Here is a 26,595-nt window from a genome sequence, read left to right as displayed (position 1 = left end):
TCAGGTGGGCAGGGGGGCGTCGCGTTTCAGTTGGTCCATGACTATCTGGCTTTGGACTCGGGCAACAGCAGGATGCGGCAGGATGACCTGATGGAGCAAGCTGTTGAGCGCGGAAAGATCGTCGCAATAGACATGTAACAGGTAATCTGCCTCTCCTGTCATCGTCCAGGCGCTGGTAATTTCGGGGCGGGTATCGACCATGCGGGCAAAGCTTTGGGATTGTTCGGGGCCATGTGTACCCAAATGAACCTGAACAAATCCTTGCACCTGCAAACCAAGCTTCAGCGGATCGAGCCGGGCGGCATAGCCCGTGATGTAGCCTTCGGCCTCAAGCCGTTGTCGGCGTCGACCTGCCTGGCTGGGGGAGAGGTTCAGCATCTCACCCAGTTGATGCGCGGTCAGATGCGCGTCCTTTTGCAGGGCAGATAGAAGACGTTTGTCAGTAGCATCCAACACGTGCGGAAGAATCCCGGATTCTTTGAAATTCATGCGCGTTTTGCGCGTATACTATGAGTTTACACGAAAACAATGCGCAGAAATAGCGCCTGGAAAGTCATATTTTTGAATCAGCAATAAATTTCCTGTCTTCAAAGGAGACGCGCCATGGGTCCTTTCCCGCATAACGCCCCGAAATCTGTGATCAGTGAAGAAAACCCCGCCGGGACCGACGGGTTTGAGTTTGTTGAGTTTGCTCATCCCGAACCGCAGGAACTGCGCGATCTGTTCGCCAAGATGGGCTTCGATCTGGTGGCCCGTCACAAGGACAAGCCGCTGGTCGAACTCTGGCAACAGGGGGATGTCACCTATATCCTGAATGCCGATCCGGACAGCTTCGCGGATAAATTTGTGGCCGAGCACGGTCCATGTGCCCCGTCGATGGGGTGGCGTGTTGTCGACGCACAGAAGGCGTATGATCACGCTGTATCGAAGGGCGCCGAACCTTATGATGCAGCAGACAAAACGCTGGATGTTCCTGCGATCAAGGGTATCGGCGGGTCGCTGATCTATTTCATCGATCAGTATTACGATACATCGCCCTACAATCAGGAATTTGAGTGGATCAAGGAATCCAAGCCGCGTGGCGAAGGGTTCTATTACCTCGATCACCTGACCCACAATGTCTACAAGGGCAACATGGACAAGTGGTTCAAGTTTTACGGTGACTTGTTCAACTTCCGTGAAATTCGTTTCTTCGATATTCAAGGCAAGTTCACAGGGCTGTTCAGCCGCGCCTTGACGTCACCTTGTGGCCGTATCCGAATTCCGATCAACGAAGACCGGGGCGAGACCGGGCAGATCGTGTCGTACCTGAAGAAGTACAAGGGCGAAGGGATTCAACACATCGCTGTGGGCAGCGAGGACATCTATGCCTCAACCGACGCGATTGCCGAGAACGGTTTGAAGTTCATGCCCGGCCCGAACCGCGCCTATTACGAGATGTCGAAAGATCGCGTAACGGATCATGACGAGCCATTGGATCACATGATGAAGCACGGCATTCTGATTGACGGCGAAGGTGTCGTGGACGGCGGCGAAACCCGCATTCTGCTTCAGATCTTCTCAAAGACCGTGATCGGCCCGATCTTCTTTGAGTTTATCCAGCGCAAAGGGGATGACGGTTTTGGCGAGGGCAATTTCCAGGCCCTGTTCGAATCCATCGAACGTGAGCAGATCGAAAACGGCGAAATCTCTGCCGCCTGACATTTTCGCGAAACGCCGGGGTCATCTCCGGCGTTTTTCGCTCAGCTGCGGGGCATCGAAAGCGTCACGTTGCGGCCTTTTTTCTGATAGCGCAGCTCGCTGTCACTGATGGCGATCACCTTGCCGCCGTCAATGCGATCCCCAACTTTCAATTTCTTGTAACGACCGCTGGGCAAGCGCACCAAGGCGCGACGATTGGCAGGCGTGCCATAGACCCCGATCAGGTTCAGCTTGCGCAGGTTGATGGCGTTGTCGATTGTCGCCTGTCGGGCCACTGACGCGGTTGACGGGATCTTGGGCGCAACGGCTTTGGGCTGAAATGATCCCGCGTCGTCAGAGTTTTCTACCAATGCCGCAGTTGATGCCAAAGTGGACGGCTTCGCAACGGTCGGTCTGGCAGCAACCAGTCCTGCCGGTCGCGCCTTGGGGCGGGGGACGCGCATAATATCCAGCTCGGCGACAGGTACTTCGACCTCTTCTGGGGCTTCCAGGCCTGCAGGGCGCGCTTTGGGTCGTTTTCCAGCAAGTTCCTCCAGCGACTGACCGCCAAGCTGCTGACGTTCGAACGTCTCTTCAAGATTTTCTGGGCGCGGTCTAGGGCGTAGCCCCGCCAGCCTTTCGTCGACCTCTTCAACAACAGGTTCTTCCTCGAACCGAAGCGGAGCTTGCGGTGGCACCTTGGATGGACGACCCAAATAGACTGTGATGCCTTCCGGGTTCAAAGCACCGTCAGGTGTGGCGACAACAAGCCCCCGATCATCCAGATCGAACCGCTTGCCTGCAGCACTGGGCAATCCCTCTTGGCTGAACGGCGCGTCCGTGTCGAAGCTTGATGCAGGCGGCAATGCGACAGCATCATTGGACAGATCGGATTTGTCGATTGACGTCAGATACAGGTCTTCCGGCTCAACGGCTTCAGGCTCTTGCAGGGGTGCGGGAGGCGTTACATCAACTCCTGTCTCCGCAAGAATCTCCTTTGGAGCTTCCGGGTCCTGAGCAATCGGCTCAACCGGTGTTGGCGTGACCTTGAGGGCCTCAAGGATCGCCGCATCCGTAGGAGATAGCTCGGGCTGCTCTTGGGCCTCGTCAACTTGTGGCTCCGGGAACGTGCTTTGTTGGGGGGCTACGGCTGCTACCTCGGGCGTCGTATCAACGACGGGCTCCGGCTCCGATACAGCCGACTCAACTGGGTTTGGTTGAGCCTGTTCGGTCTGTTCCTCGGCCTCTTCTAAAGCCGGTTCAGCGAGGGGGCTCTGCTCGGGTTCGACTGTCGCAACCTCGGGCAACGGATCAGCGGGGGCTTCGGGCTGCGGCTCTGATACGTCCGGAGCAATCGGGTTCAGCGCGGCTTGCTCTGGCGGTTCAGCGGGGCCCGAGGCCAGCCACGCGCCAAATACGCCGCCAAGCAAAACCACGGCGGCAAAGGCGGGAATGGCAAAGCGCCTTGAGGCAGGTTGAGCTGTGGCACGTGCGGCCGGGGATACGTCCGGCGCGCGGAACGTATCCGGTGCCGCTGTGCCCGCAATGGGATGAGCTGGCAGGTCGGAAGCGTCATCTTCTTGGGGCGGGTCCGTTTCAATAGTTTCCGGAGGCTGCGTCGTTAGGGACGGCTCAGGTTGATCGGTCTGTTCTGTAAACTCAGGTTCTCGCGGGAAAGCGCTTGCACCTTCTTCCGAGGTGAACACTGTCGGCACAAAACCATGACCCACGGCGAAGGTCCGCGCTTCGGCTAATGTCTCTTTGGCTACGGCGGCGACATGGGTTGTGCCGCCGGTGGTCTGGCTGTCATAGCTGAGGTCGGACAGAGCGTAAGGGGTCGCATCGGACAGCGCCGCCTCAATCCGGGCCGTCCGGTCCGCGTCAGGCAAATCATCTGTTTCGACGTCCAGAAAGCGCACCTGATCAGGTGGCAAGACGATCTTGCAGCTCAGGTCATTTTCCAGCGCAAATGCTTTTTCCCGCAACGCCTGCATTTGCTCGGGCAAATCCTGCGCGTCCAATGGAATTGAGCCAATGGCGTACCAATCCCCCTCCGATTGGTGGTGCAGAAAGATTCCGGTTGTTGAAAAAGACAGCGCAAAGGCAGGTTTCATAATCCGGAGGAACCATAATTATCAGCGTCAATGCAAACGACTTTGTGTTCGCAGACCGACAATAAAGCAGGAACCTGCCGAGGGAAAGAAAAAGGCAGGGTCTGCTCTTGCATGACAATGGGGCGGCAACCCATTTTGAGACAGAGTAAATTGGAGTGATAACCTTGAAGACATTCGCTTTTCTGGCTGCGATGATGGCAGCAACGGCCGCAGGCGCAGCCCATGCGGAAGAACGTCGCATCACCGTGGATGCCACCGGAACGGTGCAAGCTGCGCCCGACATGGCGACGATCACGCTGGGTGTGACCAACGAAAACGCTGAGGCCGGAGCGGCCATGCAGGCAACGTCGGATGCGGTTGCCAAAATCCTGGCGCGGTTGGCCGATATGGGCATCGAAGACCGCGATGTTCAGACCCGTGATTTGTCATTGTCACCGGTTTGGTCGGGGCGGCATGGGCAGAATGGGGAAAAGCCCGAGATCACAGGGTTTACCGCGTCGAACCGAGTGTTTGTGCGGGTTCGCGATCTGACTCAGTTGGGAACGATCATGGATGCGGTTATTCAGGATGGTGCCAATGACTTTGGCGGGCTGAGCTTTGGTGTGCAGGATCCCAAACCGCTTGAGGCGCAGGCCCGTGCGCAAGCCGTTGGAGAAGCCACTGCCAAGGCCGAGCAGTTGGCGCAGGCGGCCGGTGTCACGCTTGGCCCGGTCCAGACAATTTCGGAACGTGTCGCCGGTGTCCGCCCAATGGCCGAGATGCGCGCCATGAGCATGGCCGATGCAGGCGGGGTTCCTGTTGCAGGCGGAGAGGTCTCAGTCTCGGTCAGTGTCTCGATGGAATTCGAGATTTCGGACTAAGATCAAGCTTTTGCACGGGCCATCAGCGGTTTGCGTTGTTGGCCCGCAGCGTCGAAATTGTCCGGTGAAAGCCAGGCTTCGAACGCATCCCGAATGCGCGGCCATTCGCTGTCGATGATTGAATACCATGCAGTATCCCGGTTGCGCCCTTTGTAATGGGTCGCTTGCTTGAAAATCCCCTCAAAGGTGAAGCCCAGCCGCTCTGCCGCGCTGCACGATGGTGCATTCAGAGCATCACATTTCCATTCATAGCGGCGATAGCCCAACTCATCGAACACCCGCTTCATCATCAGATACATGACTTCGGTGGATTGCGGTTTGCGCTGCAACAGGGGCGAGAAGTGGATATGCCCCACCTCGATTGCGCCTGCAGCGGGCTCGATCCTCAGGTACGAGGCCATACCTATCGGTACGTCATTGCCGTCCAGTACGGTATGAAACATCGGATCCGCGTCCATGCAGCTGGCGCGGGCCCAATCTTCGAACGCAGGCTCGTTGTCGAAAGGGCCGTAGGGCAGGTAGGTCCAGTTGCGACCATCCCTGTCATTGGCAAACGCCCGGAAAAGTCCGGGCGCATGCCTGTTCACGTCCAAAGGCACGACAGAACAGTACCGTCCTTCCATCGGAGTATACGGCGGGGTCGGGCGTGGAAATTCGCCCGAAACCGGCAGGCCGATGGGCTGGCCAAGGTCGTTAGTGTCGTGCCCGGCCATCGTCAGGCGCTGGCCTTGGCCAGAGCTTGATCCAGATCGGCGATCAGGTCGTTCACATCCTCGATCCCGATGGACATGCGCACAACACCCGGACCTGCGCCAGCGGCTTCTTGCTGTTCCGGCGTCAACTGACGGTGGGTGGTCGAGGCCGAGTGGATGATCAACGAGCGCGCATCGCCCAGATTGGCCACATGGCTGAAGATTTCCAGCGCGTTGACCAGCTTGATGCAGGCGTCATAGCCACCTTTGACGGCAAAGGTGAACAGCGCACCGGCACCGCGTTTGTATTGCGACTTGACCCGGTCGTGATAGGGCGACGAGGGCAGACCCGCATAGGTGACGTATTCAACGCGGTCATCCGCTTCCAGCCAAGCCGCGATCTTCTGGGCGTTCTCAACGTGGCGTTCCATCCGCAGTGACAGGGTTTCGATCCCCATCAGCGTATAATGCGCGGCTTGCGGGTTCATGGTCATACCCAGATCGCGCAGACCGATGGCGATGCCGTGGAAGGTGAACGCCAGCGGGCCAAATGTTTCGTGGAATTTCAATCCGTGATAGGCAGGCTCGGGTTCGCTGAGCGAGGGGAACTTGTTATTTGCGGACCAGTCAAACTTGCCCGAATCCACGACGCAGCCGCCGGTGACTGTACCGTTGCCGGTCAGATATTTGGTGGTCGAGTGCACAACCAGCGTCGCACCGTGTTCAATGGGTCGGCACAGATAGGGAGTGGCCGCGGTGTTGTCGACGATCAGCGGAATACCCGCCGCATCAGCAACGTCCGCTAAGGCGCGGATATCAGTGACATAACCGCCTGGGTTGGCGATGGATTCACAGAACACAGCACGGGTGTTTTCGTCGATGGCGTCCTTCACCGCGTCCAGATCGTCGGTGTCGACAAACTTGGCCGACCAGCCAAAGCGTTTGATCGTCTGGCTGAACTGCGTGACCGTGCCACCGTACAGTCGGGTCGAGGCGACAACGTTGCAGCCCGGTCCCATCAAGGGGAACAGTGCCATGATCTGTGCTGCGTGACCGGACGAGCAGCACACGGCCCCAACGCCGCCTTCAAGCGTCGCTACACGTTCCTGTAGAACGGCGACGGTTGGGTTGGTCAGGCGGGAATAGATGAAGCCCACTTCTTGCAGGTTGAACAAGGCCGCCGCGTGATCGGCATCGCGAAACACGTAAGCTGTGGTCTGATAGATAGGTGTCTGGCGCGCTCCGGTCGCCGGGTCGGGGCGGGCGCCCGCGTAAATCTGCAGCGTGTCGAAACCGTAGGTGGGGCCGTCAGACATCTTGAAAATCTCCTGTTGGAATTTGTGTTGCTGAATCTTTAGGTGAATGCGCGCTTGCGCACAACGATCCTGTCAGCGCAGCCAAAGCCCTTTGCTTTTGATCGTATTGCGAATGACCTGTTCGCGCCGCGGCAGGTTGTTCTGATCAAACAGGGCGCGGATTTTCGCGCCTTTTCCCTGCAGGACCAGCTTTTTCAGCGGATCATATTGCTTGAGCACTTTCTTGACCTTGTTCGGTGCCACAACGGTTTCCAAAACGTCGATCACATGGTCGCTTTCACGGGCGTAGAGCAGGGGGAACAGGCGGTAGTGACAACTGACAGAGCCGTCGAGCAAACCGTCGGGCAGCGCATCCCGACCTCCTCCCAACGAATGTACCACAAGGGGCAGGGCGGCCTGATCCAGCCATGGATCCAGGTTCTGGCCCGTCAGTTCGGGAATGTGCGCGTCTCGGATCGTTCTGGCATAGTCCAGATATCGTTCGCCAAAAACCCTGGGGCAATTGAAAAAGAAATAGCCCGCGTTGAAATACAGATATCGCCGCCAGTAATCATGCGGTTGGCTAGTATCCAATGAGCTTTCGAAATCCAGCCCGAACCGCTGGTACAGCGCGCGCCAGATGCCATCGAAGCCAGGGCCGTAGAGTGTTGGCTTTGGCCATGTTCCTTCAACCTTCAGCGACGCGCCGGGGCGGTCGAAATCAAAAGGTACGCGTGCGATGTCTCCGGTGATCAATGTGTCGGTGTCAAAGAACACAAACGGCTCGCCCTCTGGCAAGGCCAACAGAGCCTCGATCTTGTTGCCGTAGGGATAGCTTTCTCCAAAGACATGCGAGTCGAATGGCAGGACTTCGGCGTCCAACTGTTTCAGCGCCTTTAAAACTTCTTCGTCCTGAATGCTGGGGTTTTGATTCCAACGCGGCCCCGGGTTGGGCGTGGCGACAAACAGCCTGCCTTCAAATTGCGGTGAGCTGTGACGCAACGATGCGGCAAACAACAGGGCCTCGTACTGCAGGCGGTTGTTTTGCCCGACAACTGCGATGTTAAATTTCTGTGGATTTGCCTGCATCTGCGCCTGTTCCCGATAGGTGCGCGACCCCGCACCCTTCGTCCCGGAGTACAACACCTGACCCAAGCCGTCAAAAGCCGAAAATTTGCAATTCCAGTATAAGATCCCATTTCTATCACGGTCGTTAGATGAAAGGGGCGAACATGCGGATCAACGCGGATTTCACGAAACGGGTTGCGGTTCATTTTGACCAAACCGAATGGATTGCGTCTCCGGCCGCAGGGGTCGAGCGGAAAATGCTAGATCGCATCGGCGAAGAGGTCGCCCGCGCTACGACTATTGTCCGCTTTGCACCCGGCAGCGCGTTTTCTGCACACACGCATGATGGTGGAGAGGAGTATCTGGTTCTTGACGGTGTCTTTCAGGATGAAACCGGGGACTTTCCTGTTGGAAGTTATGTGCGCAACCCGCCAACGTCGTCTCATACCCCATCTGCCGCTCAAGGGGCGACCATTCTGGTCAAGCTTCACCAGTTCGATCCACAAGATCGGACCGAGGTGCACAAGTCGGTAAACGGTGAGGCTGATCTGCATCTGTTCAAAGACGATCATGAAGATGTTCACGTGCAAAGCTGGGCTGCAGGGGACAAGATCGAATTGGACGCAGGTGAAGGGATGGAGGCTTTTGTCATCGCCGGTGGCTTTTCCGAGGGCGGCGAACACTTTGCCAAATGGGACTGGTTGCGCCTGCCGCCGGGTACGCGAACACAGGCGATTGCAGGGCCGGATGGCGCACGGGTTTGGACCAAATCCGGCCATCTAAGCAAAATGATCTGAGGGTTTTCGCCTCAAAATTATGCAAAACCATAGGAAACCGGGTCTTTTGGCCCGGTTTTTCAATTTTTTGACCATTTGATAAATTTTACCAATTGATAAAATATTTTTTTGTGGCAAGCTGAGGTCATAACAAACATATCTACAGGGAGTAGAGTGATGGCACAGGGCCAGATGGCACCCGGCATCGTTGCTGGGCGGCTTTCCAGCGATGAGCTGACCTCGAATTTCACCGATCTGCATCCGCCACTGGCCCCGCATGAGGCCGCCGTTGCCGCTGATCGATGCTATTTCTGCTATGACGCACCATGCGTGACCGCGTGTCCGACGGATATCGATATTCCGTTGTTCATTCGCCAGATTCAGGCGGGACAACCACAATCGGCAGGGCGGACCATTCTGGAACAGAACATTCTGGGCGGCATGTGCGCTCGGGTCTGTCCAACCGAAACCCTTTGCGAAGAAGCCTGTGTGCGCGAAGCGGCCGAAGGCAAGCCGGTTGAGATCGGACGCCTGCAACGTTTTGCGACCGATGACATCATGGCCTCTGGCGCGCATCCGTTCGAAAGGGCGGCGCCTACGGGCAAGACTGTTGCTGTTGTTGGGGCAGGACCTGCCGGTTTGGCCTGCGCGCACCGTCTGGCCATGTTAGGCCATGACGTCGTGATCCATGAAAGCAAGCCCAAGCCGGGCGGCCTGAACGAATATGGGATCGCCGCTTACAAATCGACCAACGATTTTGCACAGGCCGAGGTGGACTGGCTGCTGAAAATCGGCGGGATCGCGATCGAGACCGGTTCGGTGCTGGGTGACAGTATCTCGCTGGATGGTCTGCTTGAGAATTACGATGCGGTATTCCTGTCCATCGGCCTGGCTGGGGTGAACGCCCTGTGCGCTGGGGGTGTCGACAAGGATGGCGTGCGTGCTGCTGTTGATTTCATCTCGGACGTGCGGCAGGCCGATGATCTTGCAAACCTGCCCGTTGGTCGCAACGTCGTCGTCATTGGTGGCGGCATGACGGCTGTGGATGCTGCTGTGAAATCCAAGTTGCTGGGCGCGGAACACGTTACAATTGCCTACCGCCGCGGCCGCGACGCCATGGGAGCAAGCCGCTATGAGCAGGACCTCGCGGCCTCGCACGGCGTTCGGATTCTGACCAATGTGCAGCCGGTGGCCGTGCATGGAAACGGAACTGCTGCCGAGATCGAACTGGAATACACCTCCAGCCAGAACGGTCAGCTTACGGGCACCGGAGAGACGATCCGTTTGCCAGCAGATCAGGTGCTCAAAGCCATCGGTCAGACGCTGGATGGCGCACCCGAAGGGCTTTCGCTTGACGGCAATAAGATTGCTGTCACCGGGGCCGGGCGCACCTCAATGTCGGGTGTCTGGGCTGGTGGGGACTGTGCGGCAGGGGGCGAAGACCTGACCGTAACCGCAGTTGCCGAAGGCCGGGATGCGGCGATGGACATCCACGCGACGCTCGTTTCGTGATAGGGTGGGGTATTCACCCCATTCCTTTCGCTGCTGAGGTATTCTTATGTCCCAGATCGAACAAGCTGTTGCTCAACACTACACCACCGGTGCCCTGACCGAACGCGTCCGTGCGGCGCTAGAAGCCAGCGGTATTGACCCGGATGCGGCCACCGTTGCTGATCTGAAGGCAGGGGACGAGTTCCACACGGGCGGTGTTCTGGCGACCGACAACCTGTTTGCGCAACTGTCGCCGACCCATGCAACCCGTGTTCTGGATGTGGGATGCGGGATCGGGGGCACTTCGCGTTATATCGTGGACCGTTATGACTCGATGGTAACCGGGGTCGATCTGACACCCGAATTTGTTGAAACGGCCACCGCGTTGAGCAATCTGGTCGGGCATTCGGAAAAGGCCACTTTTCATGTGGGCAGTGCCTTGGACATGCCTGTGCCAGATGCGGGGTTTGACCTGGCTGTCATGATGCATGTGGGCATGAACATCGAAGACAAGGCCGGACTGTTTGCGGAAGTGTCGCGGGCGCTGGCCACAGGCGGAACCTTTGCCCTGTTCGACGTCATGGGCGGAGACGTCGATGAACCCCTGGCTTTCCCGCTTCCCTGGTCCACGTTGCCAGAGACGTCCTTCGTTCACGCACCGGATGTTTACAAAGACGCAGCAGAAGCGGCGGGGCTGGAACTTGAGACTGAAACCGACCGCACCGATTTCGCGATACAGTTCTTCGAAGATGTCTTTGCCAAGATCGCCGAGAGCGGCCCCGCGCCGCTGGGGATTCACCTGATGATGGGCGAGACGGCGCCCGAGAAATTCCAAAACTACGTCACAAACCTCAAAGCCGGGCGCATTCGCCCGACTGAAATGATATTCAAGAAATCCGGCTGAGCCGGGAAGGGAGAAGCCATGGCCGATCTGACGACAAACTTTCTGGGCATTTCCAGCCCTAATCCCTACTGGCTGGCCTCTGCGCCGCCGACCGACAAGGAATACAACGTCCGCCGCGCCTTCGAGGCCGGATGGGGCGGTGTGGTTTGGAAAACGTTAGGGTCCGAGGGCCCTCCGGTCGTGAACGTGAACGGCCCGCGCTATGGCGCGATATACGGCGCGGATCGGCGGTTGCTTGGCTTGAACAACATCGAATTGATCACAGACCGGCCATTGGAGGTGAACCTCGAGGAAATGGCGCGGGTCAAAGCGGATTACCCGGATCGCGCGCTGATCGCTTCGATCATGGTGCCGTGCGAGGAAGCGGCGTGGAAGGCTATCCTGCCACGCGTTGCTGAAACCGGCGCGGATGGGATCGAACTGAACTTTGGCTGCCCGCACGGTATGAGCGAGCGCGGTATGGGGTCTGCTGTGGGGCAGGTGCCGGAATACATCGAAATGGTCACACGCTGGTGTAAGCAGTACTACGACCGCCCGGTCATCGTGAAGCTGACGCCCAACATCACCGATATCCGCAAACCTGCAGCTGCGGCAAAGAACGGCGGCGCGGACGCCGTGTCGCTGATCAACACGATCAACTCAATCACAAGCGTCAACCTGGATACGTTCAGCCCCGAACCCTCAATCGACGGCAAGGGCAGCCATGGTGGCTATTGTGGTCCCGCAGTGAAACCGATTGCCCTGTCGATGGTGTCCGAGATCGCACGGGCCGAGGCAACGCATGGTCTGCCGATTTCCGGTATTGGCGGCGTCACCACATGGCGCGACGCGGCCGAGTTCATCTCATTGGGTTGTGGCACGGTGCAGGTTTGCACGGCTGCAATGACCTATGGCTTCAAGATCATCGACGAACTGACCGCCGGTCTGTCCGAATGGATGGATGAAAAAGGATACAGCAGCATCGACGAAGTAATCGGTCGTGCCGTGCCCAACGTCACCGATTGGCAGTATCTGAACCTGAACTACATCGCCAAGGCAAAGATCGATCAGGACCAGTGTATCAAATGTGGCCGCTGCTATGCGGCATGCGAAGACACCAGCCACCAGGCGATTTCGATGTCTGACGACCGCGTGTTCGAAGTGATCGACGAGGAATGCGTGGCGTGCAACCTCTGCGTTGATGTTTGCCCCGTTGAAGACTGTATCTCGATGGTGCCGATGGCACCGGGTGAGGTGGATCCACGGACGGGTAAAGAGGTGCAGCCAACCTATGCCAACTGGACCACGCATCCGAACAATCCGATGGCCAAGGCGGCCGAATGAACCGATTTGGAAAGATCATCAAGGGGCCGTTCTTACGGCCCCTTTTTTCAAGGGGTCAAAAGCTTTCGGTACAGGGTGTCCACAAAAGGGTCGGCCCCTTCAAACGGATCCTCTTCCCCCAAGATCGCACGCACCTGAACTTCGAAATCTGCGTAGTGCTGCGTCAGCGCCCAGATCGAAAACATCAGGTGATAGGGGTGCACCCGCGCGATTTTGCCCTGATCCATCCAGCGCGTCAGGATCACGGTTTTTTCGTCAACCAGTTCCTTGAGATCCTTGGACAAAGCCTCGTGGATACGCGGCGCGCCCTGCACCAGTTCATTGGCAAAAAGGCGGCTTTCGCGTGGTAACTCCTGACTCATTTGCAGCTTGCGCCGAATATAGGCCAGAATTTCCTCCATCGGATCGCCATCCTGGTCCAGATCGTGCAAGGGGGCCAGCCAGGTTTCCAGAAGGCCGGACAGCAGCTCGGTGTGGATCGCCTCCTTCGACGGGAAATAGTACAGCAGGTTTGGTTTGCTCAGTCCGGCCTCGGCGGCAATCTGATCCACGGTCGATCCACGAAACCCGTGGGCTGAAAACACGTTCAGGGCGGCCTCGAGGATCGCAGCACGGTTCTTTTTCTGAATGCGAGTCGGTGCGCGGTCTTTCGGCATGTTTTCAGCGTGTCTCTTTTTTCGACTATAGGCGCGGAATTCAGTGAAAATTCAAGCTGTGCCGCGCAATTTCTTGACTGATCTCGAACCCGTGATAGCGTGAGTTTGACCAGATGGTCAAATCAAGACACCAAAAGCGAGCCAAATCGCAAGCAAACAGGGAAGATGAACATGGCAGCTCCGGCGCAGAATCTCAGGATCAATGGCGACAGGTTGTGGGACAGCCTGATGGAGATGGCCAAGATCGGCCCCGGTGTTGCCGGTGGCAACAACCGCCAAACCCTGACGGATGAGGACGCAGAAGGCCGCGCCCTGTTCCAGAAATGGTGCGAAGAAGCGGGCTGTTCTATGGGATTGGACCAGATGGGCAACATGTTCGCCCACCGCGAAGGGACGGACCCTGACGCGTTGCCGGTTTATGTCGGATCGCATCTGGATACGCAGCCGACGGGCGGGAAGTACGATGGTGTATTGGGCGTTTTGGGGGGGCTGGAAATCATCCGGACCCTCAACGATCTTGGGATCAAAACAAAGCACCCGATCGTGGCGACCAATTGGACCAATGAAGAGGGCACGCGATATGCGCCCGCCATGCTGTCTTCGGGGGTGTTCGCGGGAATGCACACTCAGGATTGGGCGTATGAGCGCGAGGATGCCGAGGGCAAAAAGTTCGGAGATGAATTGAACCGCATCGGCTGGCGTGGCGACGAGGAAGTCGGCGCGCGGAAAATGCACGCGTTTTTTGAGCTGCATATCGAACAAGGCCCGGTATTGGAGGCCGAAGGCAAGGATATTGGCGTTGTCACGCACGGGCAGGGGCTGAGCTGGACTCAGATCACCGTGACCGGCAAGGATGCCCATACCGGGTCAACCCCGATGCCGATGCGAAAAAATGCCGGTCTGGCAATGGCGCGCATTCTGGAGAAAGTGGACGAGATCGCCTGGTCTCATGCGCCTCATGCGGTGGGTGCGGCTGGTCATATCGATGTCTATCCGAACTCACGCAATGTGATCCCGGGCAAGGTGGTGTTCACGGTCGATTTCCGCTCGCCCGAATTGGATGTGATTACGGACATGGAGAACCGCCTGCGGGTGGCGGCCGAAGACATTGTGGAAGACATGGGCTTGCAGATCGAATTCGAAAAAGTTGGTGGATTCGATCCGGTGAAATTCGATGATAGTTGTGTGTCCGCCGTACGCAACGCGGCCGAGCGGTTGGGATATTCGCATACGGATATCATCTCGGGTGCCGGGCATGACGCTTGTTGGATCAACCGTGTGGCCCCGACCGCGATGATCATGTGCCCATGCGTGGATGGTTTGAGCCACAATGAGGCTGAAGAGATCAGTAAGGACTGGGCGGCAGCCGGGGCGGATGTCCTGTTGCACGCGGTCGTCGAGACGGCTGAGATCGTGGAATAGGGGGCTCTGCCCCCGTCGCCCGATGGGCGACTCCCCCGAGGTATTTTTAGCCAGATGAAGCAAGCGGCGCAGACCGCATCAGGGAGTTTTAAATGAGCACTGTTATCAAGAACGGAACCGTCGTCACTGCTGATTTGTCGTACAAAGCGGACGTCCTGATCGAAGGTGGCGTGATCACCGAGATTGGGATGGATCTGAAGGGTGACAAAGAGTTGGACGCCACCGGCTGTTATGTCATGCCGGGCGGGATCGATCCTCATACCCATCTGGAAATGCCGTTCATGGGCACGTACTCCAGCGACGATTTCGAAAGCGGCACGCGCGCGGCTTTGGCTGGTGGCACGACAATGGTTGTGGACTTTGCGCTGCCCAACCCGGGGGAAAGCTTGCTTGATGCGTTGAAACGCTGGGACAACAAATCGACGCGGGCGAATTGTGATTATTCGTTCCATATGGCGGTGACGTGGTGGGGCGAGCAGGTGTTCAACGACATCAAGACCGTGATTGAGACGCGGGGCATCAACACCTTTAAGCACTTCATGGCCTATAAAGGCGCGCTGATGGTGAATGATGATGAGCTGTTTGCGTCGTTCAAACGGCTAGCTGAGTTGGGTGGAACCGCAATGGTCCATGCCGAAAACGGCGATGTCGTGGCCGAGTTGAGCGCCAAGCTTTTGGCAGAGGGCAATACCGGGCCAGAGGCGCACGCCTATTCCCGTCCGCCGCAGGTAGAAGGTGAGGCGACGAACCGGGCCATCATGATTGCGGATATGGCAGGCGTTCCTCTTTATGTGGTGCATACGTCTTGCGAAGAGGCGCATGAAGCCATTCGTCGCGCCAAGATGCAGGGCAAGCGGGTATGGGGCGAGCCTCTGATCCAGCATCTGACCCTGGATGAGAGCGAGTATTTCCATCACGACTGGGAACACGCTGCGCGGCGAGTCATGAGCCCTCCGTTCCGCAACAAGCAGCATCAGGACAGCCTGTGGAACGGTTTGCAATCTGGAACGCTTAGCGTTGTGGCCACCGACCATTGCGCCTTTACGACTGAACAGAAACGCTATGGCGTTGGGGATTTCACCAAGATTCCGAACGGGACCGGAGGGTTGGAAGACCGAATGCCCATGCTGTGGACCTATGGTGTGAATACGGGACGACTGACGCCGAACGAATTTGTCGCTGTTACATCAACAAACATCGCCAAGATATTGAATTGCTACCCTAAAAAGGGTGCGGTTCTGGTCGGCGCTGATGCTGATCTGGTTGTTTGGGATCCAAACAAGGCCAAGGTGATTTCGGCTGAGACGCAGCAGTCATCGATCGACTACAACGTCTTTGAGGGCAAAGAAGTGCGCGGGTTGCCGCGGTTCACGCTGACCCGTGGTGCGGTGGCCGTGCATGATGGTGAGGTCAAAACTCAGGAGGGTCACGGGAAGTTTGTGGCGCGTGAGGCGAACACGCATGTACACAAGGCGCTGAGCACCTGGAAAGAACTCACTGCGCCAAGACCGGTCGAACGGACGGGTATCCCGGCAACCGGGGTTTGATCAGTGTGGGCTGCTGTGCGGGCAGCCCTGACACCACTCTTTTCAAGGCACTAGAATGAATACTGAAAGCACGACCCAGCCCGTCATCGAGGCAAGGCAACTGGACCTGACGTTCCAGACCAACGACGGGCCCGTTCACGCGCTCAAGGATGTGAACCTGACCATCGACAAAGGCGATTTCGTCAGCTTCATTGGCCCTTCGGGCTGTGGCAAGACCACATTTCTGCGCTGTATCGCGGCGTTGGAAACCCCGACGGGTGGAACGCTGACGGTAAACGGGATGACCCCGGATGAGGCGCGACGGAACCGGGCCTATGGGTATGTGTTTCAGGCGGCGGGTCTGTACCCCTGGCGGACCATTGCAAAGAACATCAAGCTGCCTCTTGAGATCATGGGCTATTCGGCTGCTGAGCAGGAAGAGCAGGTTAAGAACGTTCTGAAACTTGTTGATCTTGAAGGGTTTGGTGGCAAGTTCCCCTGGCAACTTTCAGGTGGTATGCAACAGCGGGCCAGCATTGCACGGGCTCTTGCCTTTGATGCCGATATCCTGCTGATGGATGAACCCTTTGGCGCTTTGGATGAAATCGTACGCGATCACCTGAACGAACAGCTGCTGGCGCTTTGGGCCCGCACTGAAAAGACGATTGGGTTTGTGACCCATTCGATCCCCGAGGCAGTATACCTGAGCACCAAAATCGTGGTCATGAGTCCAAGGCCGGGCCGGATCACCGATGTGATCGACAGCCCGCTGCCCAAGGAACGGCCATTGGACATTCGGGATACGCCGGAGTTCATAGAAGTTGCCCACCGCGTGCGCGATGGTTTGAGAGCAGGGCATTCTTATGACGACTGAGTTGAACGCAGTTCAGATTCGGCGCGCTGTGCCCGATGACGTGACGGCCTGCGCCACGGTCGTGCACAATTGGGCCAGGCAAACGGATTGGATGCCCGAGGAGCTGCCGGTGGAAGAACTCTCTACCATAATCGGTGATGCGTTCGACCGCCGTGAAATCTGGGTCGCTGGTGATCCGGTTGATTGCTATATGTCAGTGGATCCCGCGCTCAATAAAATCGGAGCGTTGTATTGTGGTCGGACGGGACAAGGCATTGGCAAGCGCTTTGTCGACAAGGCAAAAGAGGGCAGAAATTTTCTCTGGCTGACAACGCACAGACCCAACACCGCCGCGCAACGCTTTTATCGCCGCGAAGGGTTTGAGGTGACCGCGGAAGAACCTCCTGTACCTCCTGACACCGTGCCTGTCTTTCGGATGGAGTGGCACGCATGAAGCAGTTCTTATCTGTCATGACTGTGTTGCTTGCCATCGCCGTGCTTTGGTACCTGGCGGTAGCACCGATGAACATCCGTGTTTCGCTGGATCAGGCTGAACGTGCCGGAGAAACGGTAACACCCGAAGCCTCTCGGGATCGTCAGCAGGTCTCGGTCTGGGTTCTGATGGCGCAAAACCCGTCGCAAATCCAGCGCGGCTATGATCTGGATCGCCCACGCTTACCAACGCCGGTGCAGGTGGGGCAGGAGTTGTGGAAGACAACCGGCGAGATGGTGATGAAAGGCCGGGCGATGTCGAAACGGTCCTTGATCTACCACGGCTGGATTACACTTCAATCCACGCTTTGGGGTTTTGTTCTGGGAACAGCTGTTGGCATTCTGGGGGCCGTGGCTATCGTTTACTCTCGTGTGGTGGATATGAGCTTGATGCCCTGGGCAATCATCAGTCAGACCGTGCCAATCGTGGCGCTGGCCCCCATGATCATTGTGCTAAGCTCGCAGTTGGGGATCGAAGGGCGTGGGGTGCCGAAGGCGATTATCTCGGCTTATCTGTGCTATTTCCCAGTGCTGGTTGGGATGGTCAAAGGCCTACGGTCTCCGGCTGTATCGCAGCTCGATCTGCTCAAGACCTACAACGCGACCGGGCTGCAGGCGTTTCTGAAGCTGCGCCTGCCGTCTTCGGTGCCGTACCTCTTTACCTCGCTGAAGGTCGGCATAGCAGCAGCATTGGTTGGAACAATTGTGGGTGAGCTGCCAACAGGCGCGATCTCGGGGCTGGGAGCCCGGATACTGATCGGGGATCAGTTTGGCACACCACTGGCCATTTGGGCGGCGTTGTTTGCGGCGGCCATTCTGGCGGGCATCTTGGTGACTTTGCTGGATGTTCTTCAAAGGGTCACCCTTAAACGCATGGGGATGACCGCATGAGCTGGCTTGTCTTTGCACTGATTTTCTGGGCCGGCGCATGGGCGTTGAATGCTTGGTTAGCGCGTTCGATCTATCGCGACTCCAAAGGTGTGCGCGTCTTTGTGCCCGTATTGTTTGGTGTAACGCTGCTGATCTTGTGGGAAGGGGCAGTACGTGGCCTGAATGTCTCGCCTGTCATCCTTCCGCCGCCTTCGATGGTCGCGCAAACCTTTGCGAATTCGACGGATATTCTGTGGCAGGACTTCAAGCAGACCGTGTTCAAAGGTGCCTTTACCGGTTTTGCCATCGGCAGTGTTGCCGCGTTCCTGACTGCCGTCTTGATTGACCGATCCGTCTTCTTGACCCGGGGGTTGTTGCCCATCGGCAATTTTGTGGCTGCATTGCCCATCGTGGGCATCGCCCCCATTTTGGTCAGCTGGTTCGGGTTCGATTGGCAATCCAAGGCGGCAGTTGTCGTTGTGATGGTATTCTTCCCGATCCTTGTGAACACCGTGCAGGGCCTGCGCGAAGCAGATGCCATGCAGCGCGACCTGATGCGCACCTATGCGGCGAGCTACACTCAAACACTTATCAAACTGCGCCTGCCAGCGGCGATGCCTTTTATATTCAACGGCCTCAAGATCGCCACGACGCTGGCGCTCATCGGGGCTATCGTGGCCGAGTATTTCGGATCGCCTACACGCGGTATGGGGTTCAGAATCTCGACCGGCGTGGGCAGCTTGTCGATTGACCTCGTCTGGGCAGAAATCGCGGTGGCGGCATTGGCCGGAACCGTGTTCTATTCCCTCGTGGCAGGGCTCGAAAAGGTGGTAACCTTCTGGCACCCTTCCCAACGCGGATAACAAAATTCAACAGACCCCGAAAACGGGGCAAACACGCAACTAGGAGACTTGAAGATGAAAAAGCTACTCAGCGGGGCGGTTGCCGCCTTTAGCCTGACCGCCAGCGCAGCACTGGCCGCCGATGAGGTGACCTTGCAGCTCAAATGGGTCACGCAGGCGCAGTTCGCAGGCTACTATGTGGCGAAGGACAAGGGGTTTTATGAGGAAGAGGGTCTGGACGTGACCATCCTTCCGGGTGGTCCTGACATCGCGCCTACTCAGGTGATAGCCGGCGGTGGGGCCGATGTCACAGTCGAGTGGATGCCTGCCGCGCTGGCAGCGCGCGAAAAGGGCCTGCCACTGGTCAATATTGCCCAACCTTTCAAAAGCTCGGGGATGATGCTGACCTGTTGGAAAGATGCCGGGATTGCCTCGCCCGAGGACCTGAAGAACCGTACTCTGGGTGTTTGGTTCTTTGGCAATGAATTCCCGTTCATGAGCTGGATGAGCAGCTTGGGCATCGATACCGGCGGCAAAAGCGAGAACGGTGTCGAGGTCCTGAAACAGGGCTTCAACGTCGACCCGCTGCTACAGCGTCAGGCCGATTGCATCAGCACCATGACCTATAATGAATATTGGCAGGTGATTGACGCAGGCGTCAGCCCGGATGAGTTGGTGACGTTCAAATACGAAGATCAGGGCGTCGCGACACTGGAAGACGGCCTGTATGTTCTGGAAGAAAACCTGGGCGATGCAGCTTTTGTGGACAAGATGGAACGGTTTGTTCGCGCTTCGATGAAGGGTTGGAAATACGCCGAGGAAAACCCGGATGAAGCGGCCGATATTGTTTTGGAAAACGATGCCACCGGCGCGCAGACCGAAGAACATCAGCAGCGTATGATGGGTGAAATCGCGAAACTGACGGCCGGATCGAATGGCGCGCTGGACCCGGCGGATTTCGAACGCACCGTAAATACACTGCTGGCGGGCGGATCGGATCCGGTCATCACCAAACAGCCTGACGGTGCCTGGACGCATCAGATTACCGACGCAGCGCTTAACTAACGCAAGCCGTCAGTTCAAGGCTTTCAGCGCGGCCCCAATTGGGGCCGCGTTTCTCATTTCAGATGCCGGATTTGTGTCTGTACTCGATGGAAAAACAGAGTAGTATTTACCTGTAAATGAACGCATTTCATACGAAATGCAATCTTTCAGGAATAAAATGCAGGGATTTGCATCAGAATTCAGCTCAGCCATCGCTCTGATCTTTCAGGGAGACTCAGAGCTTTGGGCAATTGTGCTTCTGTCCCTGAAGGTTTCCATGTTTGCGGTGATGATTTCAGCGCTGATTGGTATGCCGGTTGGGGCTGCTTTAGCCGTGGCCCGGTTTCCAGGACGCCGGGTTCTGATCGTTTTGATGAATGCTCTGATGGGGTTTCCGCCGGTGGTCGTGGGGTTGCTGGTTTACCTTATGCTGTCGCGCTCAGGGCCTCTGGGCGTTCTGGAACTGTTGTATACGCCAACTGCTATGATCATCGCTCAGGTGGTTCTGGTTACACCGATTGTTGCGGCCTTGACGCGACAGGTGATCGAGATGCTGGCTGAAGAGTATTCCGAGCAGCTTCGATCCCTTGGTGTATCACGGCTGGCATCTGTTCCGGTTTTGATATGGGATGCGCGATTGGCTTTGGTCACAGCTTTGCTGGCTGGGTTTGGACGCGCCATTGCCGAAGTGGGGGCAGTGATCATCGTCGGTGGCAACATCAATCATGTGACACGCGTGATGACAACAACCATCGCGCTGGAAACCTCGAAAGGAAATCTGGCGCTTGCGTTGGCGTTGGGCGCAATTCTGATCGGGATTGCCGTGGCCGTGAATGCAATGGTCAGCGCCGTAAGCCTGAGGGCCGAGCAGGAGGGGTTACGCCATGCGTGATGTCATCTGCGATATGGTGAACCGCATTGAGGTTGAAGACCTTCAGATCCGCAACAAGGGCCGTGCGTTGCTGGATGTGCCTTCTTTGGTTCTGGATGGCCCGGGCCCAACCCTTATTCTTGGCCCGAACGGCGCGGGCAAAAGCCTTTTGCTGCGCTGCCTGCATGGTCTGATCGCACCTGACCACGGCCGTGTGGTGCAGGATGGACAGCCGCTTAGCGCTGCGCAAAAGGCGCGTCAGGCTATGGTATTCCAACACCCGGTTTTGCTGCGCCGCTCTGTGTCCGGCAATCTGGACTTTGTTCTAAAACGCCATGGTCTGGGACGGGCGGTCAGAAAGACTCGTATCGCGGAGTTGCTGGTTGAAGGTGGGCTTGACGGCAAGGCGCGTCAGCCTGCGCGGTCGTTGTCGGGTGGCGAGGCACAAAGGCTTGCGGTCCTGCGTGCGCTGGCGCTGGAGCCAGACACGCTGTTTCTGGACGAGCCCACCAGCGCGCTTGACCCGGCTGCAACGCAGATGATCGAGCGGATGGTGCTACGCGCCTCGGCGCGTGGGGTGCGGATCGTGATGGTGACGCATGACATCGGGCAGGCGCGACGGTTGGCATCGGATGTGGTCATGATGCAAGGCGGGCATGTGGTAGAGCATGGCGCTGCAAAACAGGTGTTGGACGCACCGGAAAGCGACGCATCGCGCCGCTATCTGGCAGGCGGGTTGGTTACTTAAAAAGAAAATCGGAGAAAATGATGTTCCGGGCAGTTATTCGGGCAGCAGCAGTGGCACTTGGCTTAACGGCGGGGGCGGTTTCGGCGGAAACACCGTTCATAGTGGTGCAATCGACGACCTCGACACAAAACTCTGGACTGCTGGAGCATATTTTACCGTGGTTCGAAGCCGAATCCGGCATAGACGTGCGTGTCGTCGCGGTGGGAACAGGTCAGGCGATCCGTAATGCAATCAACGGGGACGGTGACGTGCTGCTGGTCCATTCCAAGCCGGCGGAAGAGAAGTTTGTTGCCGATGGCTGGGGCGTTGAACGCAAAGACCTGATGTACAACGATTTTGTTCTGGTTGGCCCGAATTCTGATCCGGCCGGAATTCGTGGTGGTACGGATATTCTGGCTGCTCTGACTGAGATCGCAGAGGTTGAAGCGCCCTTCGTATCGCGTGGAGACGACAGTGGGACGCACAAGGCTGAGATGGGCCATTGGTCGGATGCTGGCGTTGATCCTACGGGCGCCTCGGGAACGTGGTATCGCGAAACCGGCTCGGGCATGGGCGCAACCTTAAGCGTGGCCAGCGGAATGGACGCCTATACGCTGACAGACCGGGCCACGTGGTTGTCCTTTGGGAACCGAGGCAATCTTGAAGTATTGGTCGAGGGCGATCCGCGCCTGTTCAATCAGTACGGTGTCATTCTTGTGAACCCTGAAAAGCATCAACATGTGCGGGCGGCATCCGGTCAACGCTTTATCGACTGGTTGACGGGTCCGGACGGGCAGGAGGCGATCGCGTCCTTCCGGCTAGAAGGACAGCAGGTGTTTTTTCCCAATGCCCAGTAAATTGGCCTGCGGCCAATCCCTGCGGGGCGAGTATTTTTGAAAAGATGAAGCGGTGGGCTGGGGATCAGCCGCTGGCGCCATTGTGGTGGATCGTACCGAGGCCCGACAGGTCATAACCGCCGAATTCGCGGGCCCGTTGTGTGAAATGATCCGAGCGTAGCAGTGTCATCAGCTTTTGCATCGGCGGATCGAAAAAAGATCTGCGCCAGATAGCCAGATCCAGCCGCTCGGAATGGGTGGGGACAAAGCCAAGGTTGTACAGCCCGGCCAAGGCACCCAGTCCAAAGCCAGCCTCGGCCTTTTGATCGTGCAGCGCTATGGCAAGTTCTTCTTCGGTGCGGGCGCAACCGGGGAAAACGTCCAAGTCTTCGCGATTTAGCCCATGTGCCTCAAGTTGCGCCTCAAACAGGCGCTGGCTGGCTGCACTGTCCTGACGCAGGATGACGCGTCTGGATCTGAGGTCTTGGAACGATTTGATGTCCGATATGCCCGGAGCAAGCAGTAATCCCCGTTCCCGTCGGGCGATTTCACAGAGAACGACTGGGGCTTCTGCCAAGGCGTCGCGCAGGGAATTGGTGTTGAACCCACCGTCTTCGTGGATGTGCAATACCGCGGCCTGCGCAGTGCGGTCGCTCAGCCGCGTCAATCCATCGAAAGAGCCATCATAGTAGGTGGCAAGCCCTGATCCGCTTTCGCGCAGCGCCCAGTCCAGCAAAGGATCATGGCTGCCTGCAACAATCGGGGGCAGGGGCGGTTCAGCCACCTGCGGACCGGACCGCGAGGCGTTGAGCCAGGCGATGATTTCGGTCCTTGGGAACAGCAGCTTGCCCATGGCGCGCACGCAGGGCACCTCGCCCGAAGAGGCAAGATCATAGGCTTTCCGCTCGCCAATGCGCAGCAGATCGGCCAGCTCTCGGGTGGTCAGGTATTGAGACATTCAGTCGAGGCGTACTGCGGGGCCAGACGTAGTATCAGCAGCACTGAACCCGAACCGATCCAGTGTGGATGGGGCTGCGACTGTAATCACGACCATCGCGGCAACTGCGGCAAAAAAGGCTTTCATAGTCTCCTCCGGTTCAGTTCTGGTCGTCCGTCGCGCGGCGCAGGAAGGCGATCAGGTCGTCCCGATCCTGCTGTTCTGTAATTCGTTGCATCGGCATCTTCGACCCCGGAATGTAATGATCCGGCCCCTCATCGAAAAGGGCATTTATTGTCTGTTCATTCCAAACAATATCAGAGTCTTGCAGTGTATCCGAGTATAAATATTCGGGCAGCGATCCGGCAGGTCGTCCAAAGATACCGTGCAGCGTCGGCCCAGCTCGGCGTTCGCTGTCGGGTGTCAGGCTGTGGCAGATCGAGCATTTGCGAGCGAATTGACGCTCTCCGTTTTCCATTTCGTCGGGATCTTTCAGAAAACTGGGCTCGGACGAGGCCATTTGCTGTTGATCCGACAGGTCACCCACAGGCCAGCTGTACATGGCCGCGTCTATGCCACCGGCATGGATGTTCTGACCATCATCCGAGAATGACAGTGCCCAGACCGGTCCGCGCAGTGTCGCGCGAAAATCCTGCGTGATGCGCCATTCGGTTGTGTCGATCATCATGATATAACCTTCACCGTCGCCGACGGCCAAAAGGCTTCGGTCCGGGCTGAGTGCAAGGGCCAGGATCGGGCGGCGACCCAGAGTGAAGTCGCGTTCTTCACCGGTTGTCAGATCGAGGATTCGCGTCACCCCGTCCACCGCGCCATAGGCGATCCAGTTGTCCTGCGCATTAAAGATCAATTCGTTGATGCCAAAGCCGTGCTCAACCAGCCGGTCCGTTTCTTCGCCGGTTGCGACATCCCACACGCGTAAGGACCCATCGACGCCAGCGGAAAAAAGCTGTGATCCATCCGGTGAAAAAGTGACCGCATTCACGCCGCTGCCCGTGGGGCCGAACAGCTCGGGTGTACTGCCATCAATGGGCCAAATACCGATTGTGCCGTCCCAACTGGCCGTTGCGACATGCGTTTTGGACGCGGCTACGGAAACGATCTTGCCTTTGTGCTGACCGACAATCTCTCCGCCCGGCCAACGGCGCAGGGTAAAATCATCTCCGGCGGAATAGATGGCTGTACCGTTGAAAACGACCGCGTTCACGGCGGCTTCGTGTCCTTCCAGCCATTGGGGTGTCTGGTCCGACCATAGCCCGACAGAATTGTCGAAACTGGCTGTTGCGATCCGACCGTCTGGGGCGGTGGCAATTCCCATGATCGGCCCGCCATGGCCTTTGAGCGTGAAGAACTCCGCCCATGCGGGCAGGGGGGTCAACGCACAGGCAAGGATCAGCCAGCGCATCTATTCGGCGGGTGAGGCCGCTGCCTTGCCAGCCTCTTTTTCCTGCACCTCTTCCAGCCACAACGAGTGGTGTTCGCGCGCCCATTGTTCTTCGACTTCGCCCGAACCCATGGCGTCAAACGCGCCCTCCATCCCGACTGAGCCGAGGTAGATATGCGCGATAATGATGGCGATGAAGACATAAGCGACCATCACGTGCCAGACTTGGGCATATTGCATCTCTTCCTGAGGCGACATTTGCACGGGCAGGTTCAGACCAAGCGCTTGTGGAATGCCGGTAGCATTGGCAACCGAGAAGGTCTTGGCGAACATCGGCAATTCAAACGGAAACAACAGCGACAGACCGGACAGGCTGATCGAGACGCCCAGCAATATGCAGGCCCAGAAGATGATCTTTTGCCCTGCGTTGAATTTCTTGGCGGGTGGGTGGCTGTTTTTGCTGAACAAGCCTCCTCCGGCTGCCAGCCATTTCAGGTCGGTGCGGTTGGGGATGTTATGGGCAATCCAGTTCACCGTGATGATGATCAGCCCCAACATGAAGGCCCATGCCAGATTGTTGTGAAGCCATTTGCAGCCTTGCGCGATGGTTGCGAAACCTTCCTTGCCGAAAATCGGGATCAGGAAGTCGCGGCCATAGAGCGTCAGCAGGCCGGTAATTGCGAGAATGATGAAAGACCCGGCGAACAGCCAATGACCGAAGCGTTCAAAACTGGTGAAGCGCAGGACGGTATGGCCGGTCTTTTCTCCGTCGATGCGAATCTTGCCTCGGATCAGGAAAAACAGAACGATGATGGCCAGCATTCCTGCGATGATGTAACCGCCATATTCGCGTAACGGCCCTGTGCGGAATTCCCACCACCACATGCCGCCATCTTGGATCAGTACACTGTCAGCAGGTCCGCGCGAGGATACGGTCACGTCGGCCGAGCCAAAGCGCAGCGCGCGGTACACGTCACTGTCCGACGATACGCCGCTGGGTCCAAACTGGCCCAGCAGACCTTCGACATTGCCCTGGCCGGTGTTTTCCGAGCGAAAACTGTTATCTACCTTCTCTCCACGCTGACGCGCGAGAATATCCTCAAGCGTGGTCGCACCACCGGTCGAGGCGCGTTCATTCGTGGTGGCGGGTGCCTCAGCCTCGTTGGTTTGCGCGACAGTGGCCTGTGCCAGCCCAATGGTGAACAGCAATGCGATGAGTAAGCGGAACATCTGAACCTCGGTCAAAATCCCTGATCAGGCGACCCACGGATGCGGGTCGCCTGTTTGGTTCATGAAACAGCGGTCTTAGCCGTCTTTCTGGTCGTAGGCGGTGCCCCAACCCCACGCGCCCGAGCCGAACCCGCGCGCAACGACGCGCTCGCGGTAGATGGCCGAGACCACGTCGCCGTCACCGGCGAGCAGGGCTTTGGTGGAACACATCTCGGCGCAGATGGGCAGTTTGCCCTCGGCGATCCGGTTGCGACCATATTTGGCGAACTCTGCGGTCGAGTGCGTTTCCTCGGGGCCACCGGCGCAGAAGGTACATTTGTCCATCTTGCCGCGCGATCCGAAGTTGCCTGCCTGCGGGTATTGCGGTGCGCCGAAGGGGCACGCGTAGAAGCAATAACCACAACCAATGCACAGGTCCTTGGAGTGCAGGACGACCCCTTCTTCGTTCTGATAGAAGCAGTCGACCGGGCACACCGCCATGCAGGGCGCATCCGAACAATGCATACAGGCCACCGAAATCGAGCGTTCGCCCGGGTCACCGTCATTGATCGTCACCACCCTGCGGCGGTTCACGCCCCACGGCACCTCGTGTTCGTTCTTACACGCGGTGACGCAGGCATTGCACTCGATGCAGCGTTCGGCGTCGCAGAGAAACTTTGCTCTTGCTGCCATGTTCTCTTCTCC

Annotated in this window: 27 protein-coding genes; 16 read left to right on the top strand and 11 right to left on the bottom strand. The window is 57.6% G+C overall.

The window, feature by feature from the left end; translation table 11 throughout:
• A complete protein-coding gene (locus ACXADZ_RS10490) occupies positions 1-456 on the bottom strand; it encodes an Lrp/AsnC ligand binding domain-containing protein (protein ID WP_171091132.1) in 456 nt (151 codons plus the stop codon).
• Positions 457-603: 147 nt separating this feature from the next.
• On the opposite strand from ACXADZ_RS10490, the gene hppD reads away from it, so the two are divergent.
• The gene (hppD, locus tag ACXADZ_RS10485) at positions 604-1,701 is read left to right on the top strand and encodes a 4-hydroxyphenylpyruvate dioxygenase (protein ID WP_475196044.1); all 1,098 of its coding nucleotides are present in this window, start codon (positions 604-606) and stop codon (positions 1,699-1,701) included.
• A gap of 41 nt (positions 1,702-1,742) precedes the next feature.
• Here the strand turns inward: hppD and ACXADZ_RS10480 are convergent, their stop codons facing one another.
• Entirely contained in the window at positions 1,743-3,794 is a 2,052-nt protein-coding gene (locus ACXADZ_RS10480) for a hypothetical protein (protein WP_475196040.1), read from the bottom strand.
• Positions 3,795-3,949: 155 nt separating this feature from the next.
• On the opposite strand from ACXADZ_RS10480, the gene ACXADZ_RS10475 reads away from it, so the two are divergent.
• On the top strand, positions 3,950-4,654 hold the full coding sequence (locus ACXADZ_RS10475; RefSeq protein WP_475196037.1) for an SIMPL domain-containing protein: 705 nt from the start codon (positions 3,950-3,952) through the stop codon (positions 4,652-4,654).
• 2 nt (positions 4,655-4,656) lie between these two features.
• On the opposite strand, the gene ACXADZ_RS10470 is transcribed toward ACXADZ_RS10475, so the two are convergent.
• The 3 genes from ACXADZ_RS10470 to ACXADZ_RS10460 all read right to left on the bottom strand — a co-directional run bounded on the left by ACXADZ_RS10470 (position 4,657) and on the right by ACXADZ_RS10460 (position 7,730).
• On the bottom strand, positions 4,657-5,367 hold the full coding sequence (locus ACXADZ_RS10470; protein WP_475196032.1) for a GNAT family N-acetyltransferase: 711 nt from the start codon (positions 5,365-5,367) through the stop codon (positions 4,657-4,659).
• A 2-nt stretch (positions 5,368-5,369) separates the two neighbouring features.
• Positions 5,370-6,662 carry an O-acetylhomoserine aminocarboxypropyltransferase/cysteine synthase family protein gene (locus ACXADZ_RS10465; RefSeq protein ID WP_475196026.1) on the bottom strand — a complete coding sequence of 431 codons (1,293 nt, stop codon included), beginning with the start codon at positions 6,660-6,662 and terminating at the stop codon, positions 5,370-5,372.
• 72 nt (positions 6,663-6,734) lie between these two features.
• Positions 6,735-7,730, bottom strand: a complete 996-nt coding sequence (locus ACXADZ_RS10460) for a hypothetical protein (RefSeq protein WP_475196019.1) — start codon at positions 7,728-7,730, stop codon at positions 6,735-6,737.
• 143 nt (positions 7,731-7,873) lie between these two features.
• On the opposite strand from ACXADZ_RS10460, the gene ACXADZ_RS10455 reads away from it, so the two are divergent.
• From ACXADZ_RS10455 to preA, 4 genes are all read left to right on the top strand, one after another.
• A complete protein-coding gene (locus ACXADZ_RS10455; protein ID WP_475196014.1) occupies positions 7,874-8,506 on the top strand; it encodes a cupin domain-containing protein in 633 nt (210 codons plus the stop codon).
• Between the two features lie 156 nt (positions 8,507-8,662).
• The gene (locus ACXADZ_RS10450; protein WP_475196009.1) at positions 8,663-9,997 is read left to right on the top strand and encodes an NAD(P)-dependent oxidoreductase; all 1,335 of its coding nucleotides are present in this window, start codon (positions 8,663-8,665) and stop codon (positions 9,995-9,997) included.
• A 46-nt stretch (positions 9,998-10,043) separates the two neighbouring features.
• Positions 10,044-10,880 (top strand): methyltransferase domain-containing protein, encoded by an 837-nt coding sequence (locus ACXADZ_RS10445; RefSeq protein WP_171089477.1) that lies wholly within the window; start codon positions 10,044-10,046, stop codon positions 10,878-10,880.
• 18 nt (positions 10,881-10,898) lie between these two features.
• The gene (preA, locus tag ACXADZ_RS10440) at positions 10,899-12,203 is read left to right on the top strand and encodes an NAD-dependent dihydropyrimidine dehydrogenase subunit PreA (RefSeq protein ID WP_171668047.1); all 1,305 of its coding nucleotides are present in this window, start codon (positions 10,899-10,901) and stop codon (positions 12,201-12,203) included.
• A 47-nt stretch (positions 12,204-12,250) separates the two neighbouring features.
• Here the strand turns inward: preA and ACXADZ_RS10435 are convergent, their stop codons facing one another.
• A complete protein-coding gene (locus tag ACXADZ_RS10435) occupies positions 12,251-12,859 on the bottom strand; it encodes a TetR family transcriptional regulator C-terminal domain-containing protein (protein ID WP_171089482.1) in 609 nt (202 codons plus the stop codon).
• Between the two features lie 171 nt (positions 12,860-13,030).
• Here ACXADZ_RS10435 and ACXADZ_RS10430 point away from each other — a divergent pair, with 171 nt between their 5' ends.
• The 10 genes from ACXADZ_RS10430 to ACXADZ_RS10385 all read left to right on the top strand — a co-directional run bounded on the left by ACXADZ_RS10430 (position 13,031) and on the right by ACXADZ_RS10385 (position 22,363).
• Positions 13,031-14,281 carry a Zn-dependent hydrolase gene (locus ACXADZ_RS10430; RefSeq protein ID WP_475196005.1) on the top strand — a complete coding sequence of 417 codons (1,251 nt, stop codon included), beginning with the start codon at positions 13,031-13,033 and terminating at the stop codon, positions 14,279-14,281.
• A 92-nt stretch (positions 14,282-14,373) separates the two neighbouring features.
• Positions 14,374-15,828, top strand: a complete 1,455-nt coding sequence (gene hydA, locus ACXADZ_RS10425; RefSeq protein ID WP_475196002.1) for a dihydropyrimidinase — start codon at positions 14,374-14,376, stop codon at positions 15,826-15,828.
• Between the two features lie 55 nt (positions 15,829-15,883).
• Entirely contained in the window at positions 15,884-16,681 is a 798-nt protein-coding gene (locus tag ACXADZ_RS10420; protein WP_171182793.1) for an ABC transporter ATP-binding protein, read from the top strand.
• Positions 16,671-17,114, top strand: a complete 444-nt coding sequence (locus tag ACXADZ_RS10415) for a GNAT family N-acetyltransferase (RefSeq protein ID WP_475195998.1) — start codon at positions 16,671-16,673, stop codon at positions 17,112-17,114. Before ACXADZ_RS10420 ends, ACXADZ_RS10415 begins: the two co-directional genes overlap by 11 nt.
• Positions 17,111-18,043 (top strand): ABC transporter permease, encoded by a 933-nt coding sequence (locus ACXADZ_RS10410; protein ID WP_475195996.1) that lies wholly within the window; start codon positions 17,111-17,113, stop codon positions 18,041-18,043. Before ACXADZ_RS10415 ends, ACXADZ_RS10410 begins: the two co-directional genes overlap by 4 nt.
• The gene (locus ACXADZ_RS10405) at positions 18,040-18,885 is read left to right on the top strand and encodes an ABC transporter permease (protein ID WP_171182797.1); all 846 of its coding nucleotides are present in this window, start codon (positions 18,040-18,042) and stop codon (positions 18,883-18,885) included. The genes ACXADZ_RS10410 and ACXADZ_RS10405 overlap by 4 nt, the downstream gene beginning before the upstream one ends.
• 54 nt (positions 18,886-18,939) lie before the next feature.
• The gene (locus ACXADZ_RS10400; protein WP_171182799.1) at positions 18,940-19,929 is read left to right on the top strand and encodes an ABC transporter substrate-binding protein; all 990 of its coding nucleotides are present in this window, start codon (positions 18,940-18,942) and stop codon (positions 19,927-19,929) included.
• A gap of 157 nt (positions 19,930-20,086) precedes the next feature.
• Positions 20,087-20,800 carry an ABC transporter permease gene (locus tag ACXADZ_RS10395; protein WP_475195992.1) on the top strand — a complete coding sequence of 238 codons (714 nt, stop codon included), beginning with the start codon at positions 20,087-20,089 and terminating at the stop codon, positions 20,798-20,800.
• The gene (locus ACXADZ_RS10390; RefSeq protein ID WP_475195988.1) at positions 20,793-21,527 is read left to right on the top strand and encodes an ATP-binding cassette domain-containing protein; all 735 of its coding nucleotides are present in this window, start codon (positions 20,793-20,795) and stop codon (positions 21,525-21,527) included. The genes ACXADZ_RS10395 and ACXADZ_RS10390 overlap by 8 nt, the downstream gene beginning before the upstream one ends.
• Positions 21,528-21,547: 20 nt before the next feature.
• Positions 21,548-22,363, top strand: a complete 816-nt coding sequence (locus ACXADZ_RS10385; RefSeq protein ID WP_475195984.1) for an ABC transporter substrate-binding protein — start codon at positions 21,548-21,550, stop codon at positions 22,361-22,363.
• A 64-nt stretch (positions 22,364-22,427) separates the two neighbouring features.
• On the opposite strand, the gene ACXADZ_RS10380 is transcribed toward ACXADZ_RS10385, so the two are convergent.
• The 5 genes from ACXADZ_RS10380 to fdh3B all read right to left on the bottom strand — a co-directional run bounded on the left by ACXADZ_RS10380 (position 22,428) and on the right by fdh3B (position 26,583).
• A complete protein-coding gene (locus ACXADZ_RS10380; RefSeq protein WP_475195981.1) occupies positions 22,428-23,300 on the bottom strand; it encodes a substrate-binding domain-containing protein in 873 nt (290 codons plus the stop codon).
• The gene (locus ACXADZ_RS10375; RefSeq protein ID WP_256367925.1) at positions 23,301-23,426 is read right to left on the bottom strand and encodes a hypothetical protein; all 126 of its coding nucleotides are present in this window, start codon (positions 23,424-23,426) and stop codon (positions 23,301-23,303) included. It lies immediately after the preceding gene.
• A gap of 13 nt (positions 23,427-23,439) precedes the next feature.
• Positions 23,440-24,702, bottom strand: coding sequence for a c-type cytochrome (locus ACXADZ_RS10370; RefSeq protein ID WP_475195978.1), 1,263 nt, complete (start codon positions 24,700-24,702; stop codon positions 23,440-23,442).
• Positions 24,703-25,911 carry a formate dehydrogenase subunit gamma gene (locus ACXADZ_RS10365; RefSeq protein ID WP_475195975.1) on the bottom strand — a complete coding sequence of 403 codons (1,209 nt, stop codon included), beginning with the start codon at positions 25,909-25,911 and terminating at the stop codon, positions 24,703-24,705.
• A 75-nt stretch (positions 25,912-25,986) separates the two neighbouring features.
• Positions 25,987-26,583 (bottom strand): formate dehydrogenase FDH3 subunit beta, encoded by a 597-nt coding sequence (gene fdh3B, locus ACXADZ_RS10360; RefSeq protein ID WP_039530246.1) that lies wholly within the window; start codon positions 26,581-26,583, stop codon positions 25,987-25,989.
• Positions 26,584-26,595: the final 12 nt, after the last annotated feature.

The organism is Ruegeria sp. ABM4_193, from assembly GCF_056158705.1.
Note: the sequence above shows the minus strand (reverse complement) of the source record. Positions and strands in the feature narration are given on the sequence as shown.

Coding starts and splice junctions, on each gene's coding strand:
- hppD (WP_475196044.1), top strand. CDS start 604: ATGGGTCCTTTCCCGCATAACGCCCCGAAATCTGTGATCAGTGAAGAA.
- ACXADZ_RS10480 (WP_475196040.1), bottom strand. CDS start 3,794: ATGAAACCTGCCTTTGCGCTGTCTTTTTCAACAACCGGAATCTTTCTG.
- ACXADZ_RS10470 (WP_475196032.1), bottom strand. CDS start 5,367: ATGGCCGGGCACGACACTAACGACCTTGGCCAGCCCATCGGCCTGCCG.
- ACXADZ_RS10465 (WP_475196026.1), bottom strand. CDS start 6,662: ATGTCTGACGGCCCCACCTACGGTTTCGACACGCTGCAGATTTACGCG.
- ACXADZ_RS10460 (WP_475196019.1), bottom strand. CDS start 7,730: ATGCAGGCAAATCCACAGAAATTTAACATCGCAGTTGTCGGGCAAAAC.
- ACXADZ_RS10455 (WP_475196014.1), top strand. CDS start 7,874: ATGCGGATCAACGCGGATTTCACGAAACGGGTTGCGGTTCATTTTGAC.
- ACXADZ_RS10450 (WP_475196009.1), top strand. CDS start 8,663: ATGGCACAGGGCCAGATGGCACCCGGCATCGTTGCTGGGCGGCTTTCC.
- ACXADZ_RS10445 (WP_171089477.1), top strand. CDS start 10,044: ATGTCCCAGATCGAACAAGCTGTTGCTCAACACTACACCACCGGTGCC.
- preA (WP_171668047.1), top strand. CDS start 10,899: ATGGCCGATCTGACGACAAACTTTCTGGGCATTTCCAGCCCTAATCCC.
- ACXADZ_RS10435 (WP_171089482.1), bottom strand. CDS start 12,859: ATGCCGAAAGACCGCGCACCGACTCGCATTCAGAAAAAGAACCGTGCT.
- ACXADZ_RS10430 (WP_475196005.1), top strand. CDS start 13,031: ATGGCAGCTCCGGCGCAGAATCTCAGGATCAATGGCGACAGGTTGTGG.
- hydA (WP_475196002.1), top strand. CDS start 14,374: ATGAGCACTGTTATCAAGAACGGAACCGTCGTCACTGCTGATTTGTCG.
- ACXADZ_RS10420 (WP_171182793.1), top strand. CDS start 15,884: ATGAATACTGAAAGCACGACCCAGCCCGTCATCGAGGCAAGGCAACTG.
- ACXADZ_RS10415 (WP_475195998.1), top strand. CDS start 16,671: ATGACGACTGAGTTGAACGCAGTTCAGATTCGGCGCGCTGTGCCCGAT.
- ACXADZ_RS10410 (WP_475195996.1), top strand. CDS start 17,111: ATGAAGCAGTTCTTATCTGTCATGACTGTGTTGCTTGCCATCGCCGTG.
- ACXADZ_RS10405 (WP_171182797.1), top strand. CDS start 18,040: ATGAGCTGGCTTGTCTTTGCACTGATTTTCTGGGCCGGCGCATGGGCG.
- ACXADZ_RS10400 (WP_171182799.1), top strand. CDS start 18,940: ATGAAAAAGCTACTCAGCGGGGCGGTTGCCGCCTTTAGCCTGACCGCC.
- ACXADZ_RS10395 (WP_475195992.1), top strand. CDS start 20,087: ATGCAGGGATTTGCATCAGAATTCAGCTCAGCCATCGCTCTGATCTTT.
- ACXADZ_RS10390 (WP_475195988.1), top strand. CDS start 20,793: ATGCGTGATGTCATCTGCGATATGGTGAACCGCATTGAGGTTGAAGAC.
- ACXADZ_RS10385 (WP_475195984.1), top strand. CDS start 21,548: ATGTTCCGGGCAGTTATTCGGGCAGCAGCAGTGGCACTTGGCTTAACG.
- ACXADZ_RS10380 (WP_475195981.1), bottom strand. CDS start 23,300: ATGTCTCAATACCTGACCACCCGAGAGCTGGCCGATCTGCTGCGCATT.
- ACXADZ_RS10375 (WP_256367925.1), bottom strand. CDS start 23,426: ATGAAAGCCTTTTTTGCCGCAGTTGCCGCGATGGTCGTGATTACAGTC.
- ACXADZ_RS10370 (WP_475195978.1), bottom strand. CDS start 24,702: ATGCGCTGGCTGATCCTTGCCTGTGCGTTGACCCCCCTGCCCGCATGG.
- ACXADZ_RS10365 (WP_475195975.1), bottom strand. CDS start 25,911: ATGTTCCGCTTACTCATCGCATTGCTGTTCACCATTGGGCTGGCACAG.
- fdh3B (WP_039530246.1), bottom strand. CDS start 26,583: ATGGCAGCAAGAGCAAAGTTTCTCTGCGACGCCGAACGCTGCATCGAG.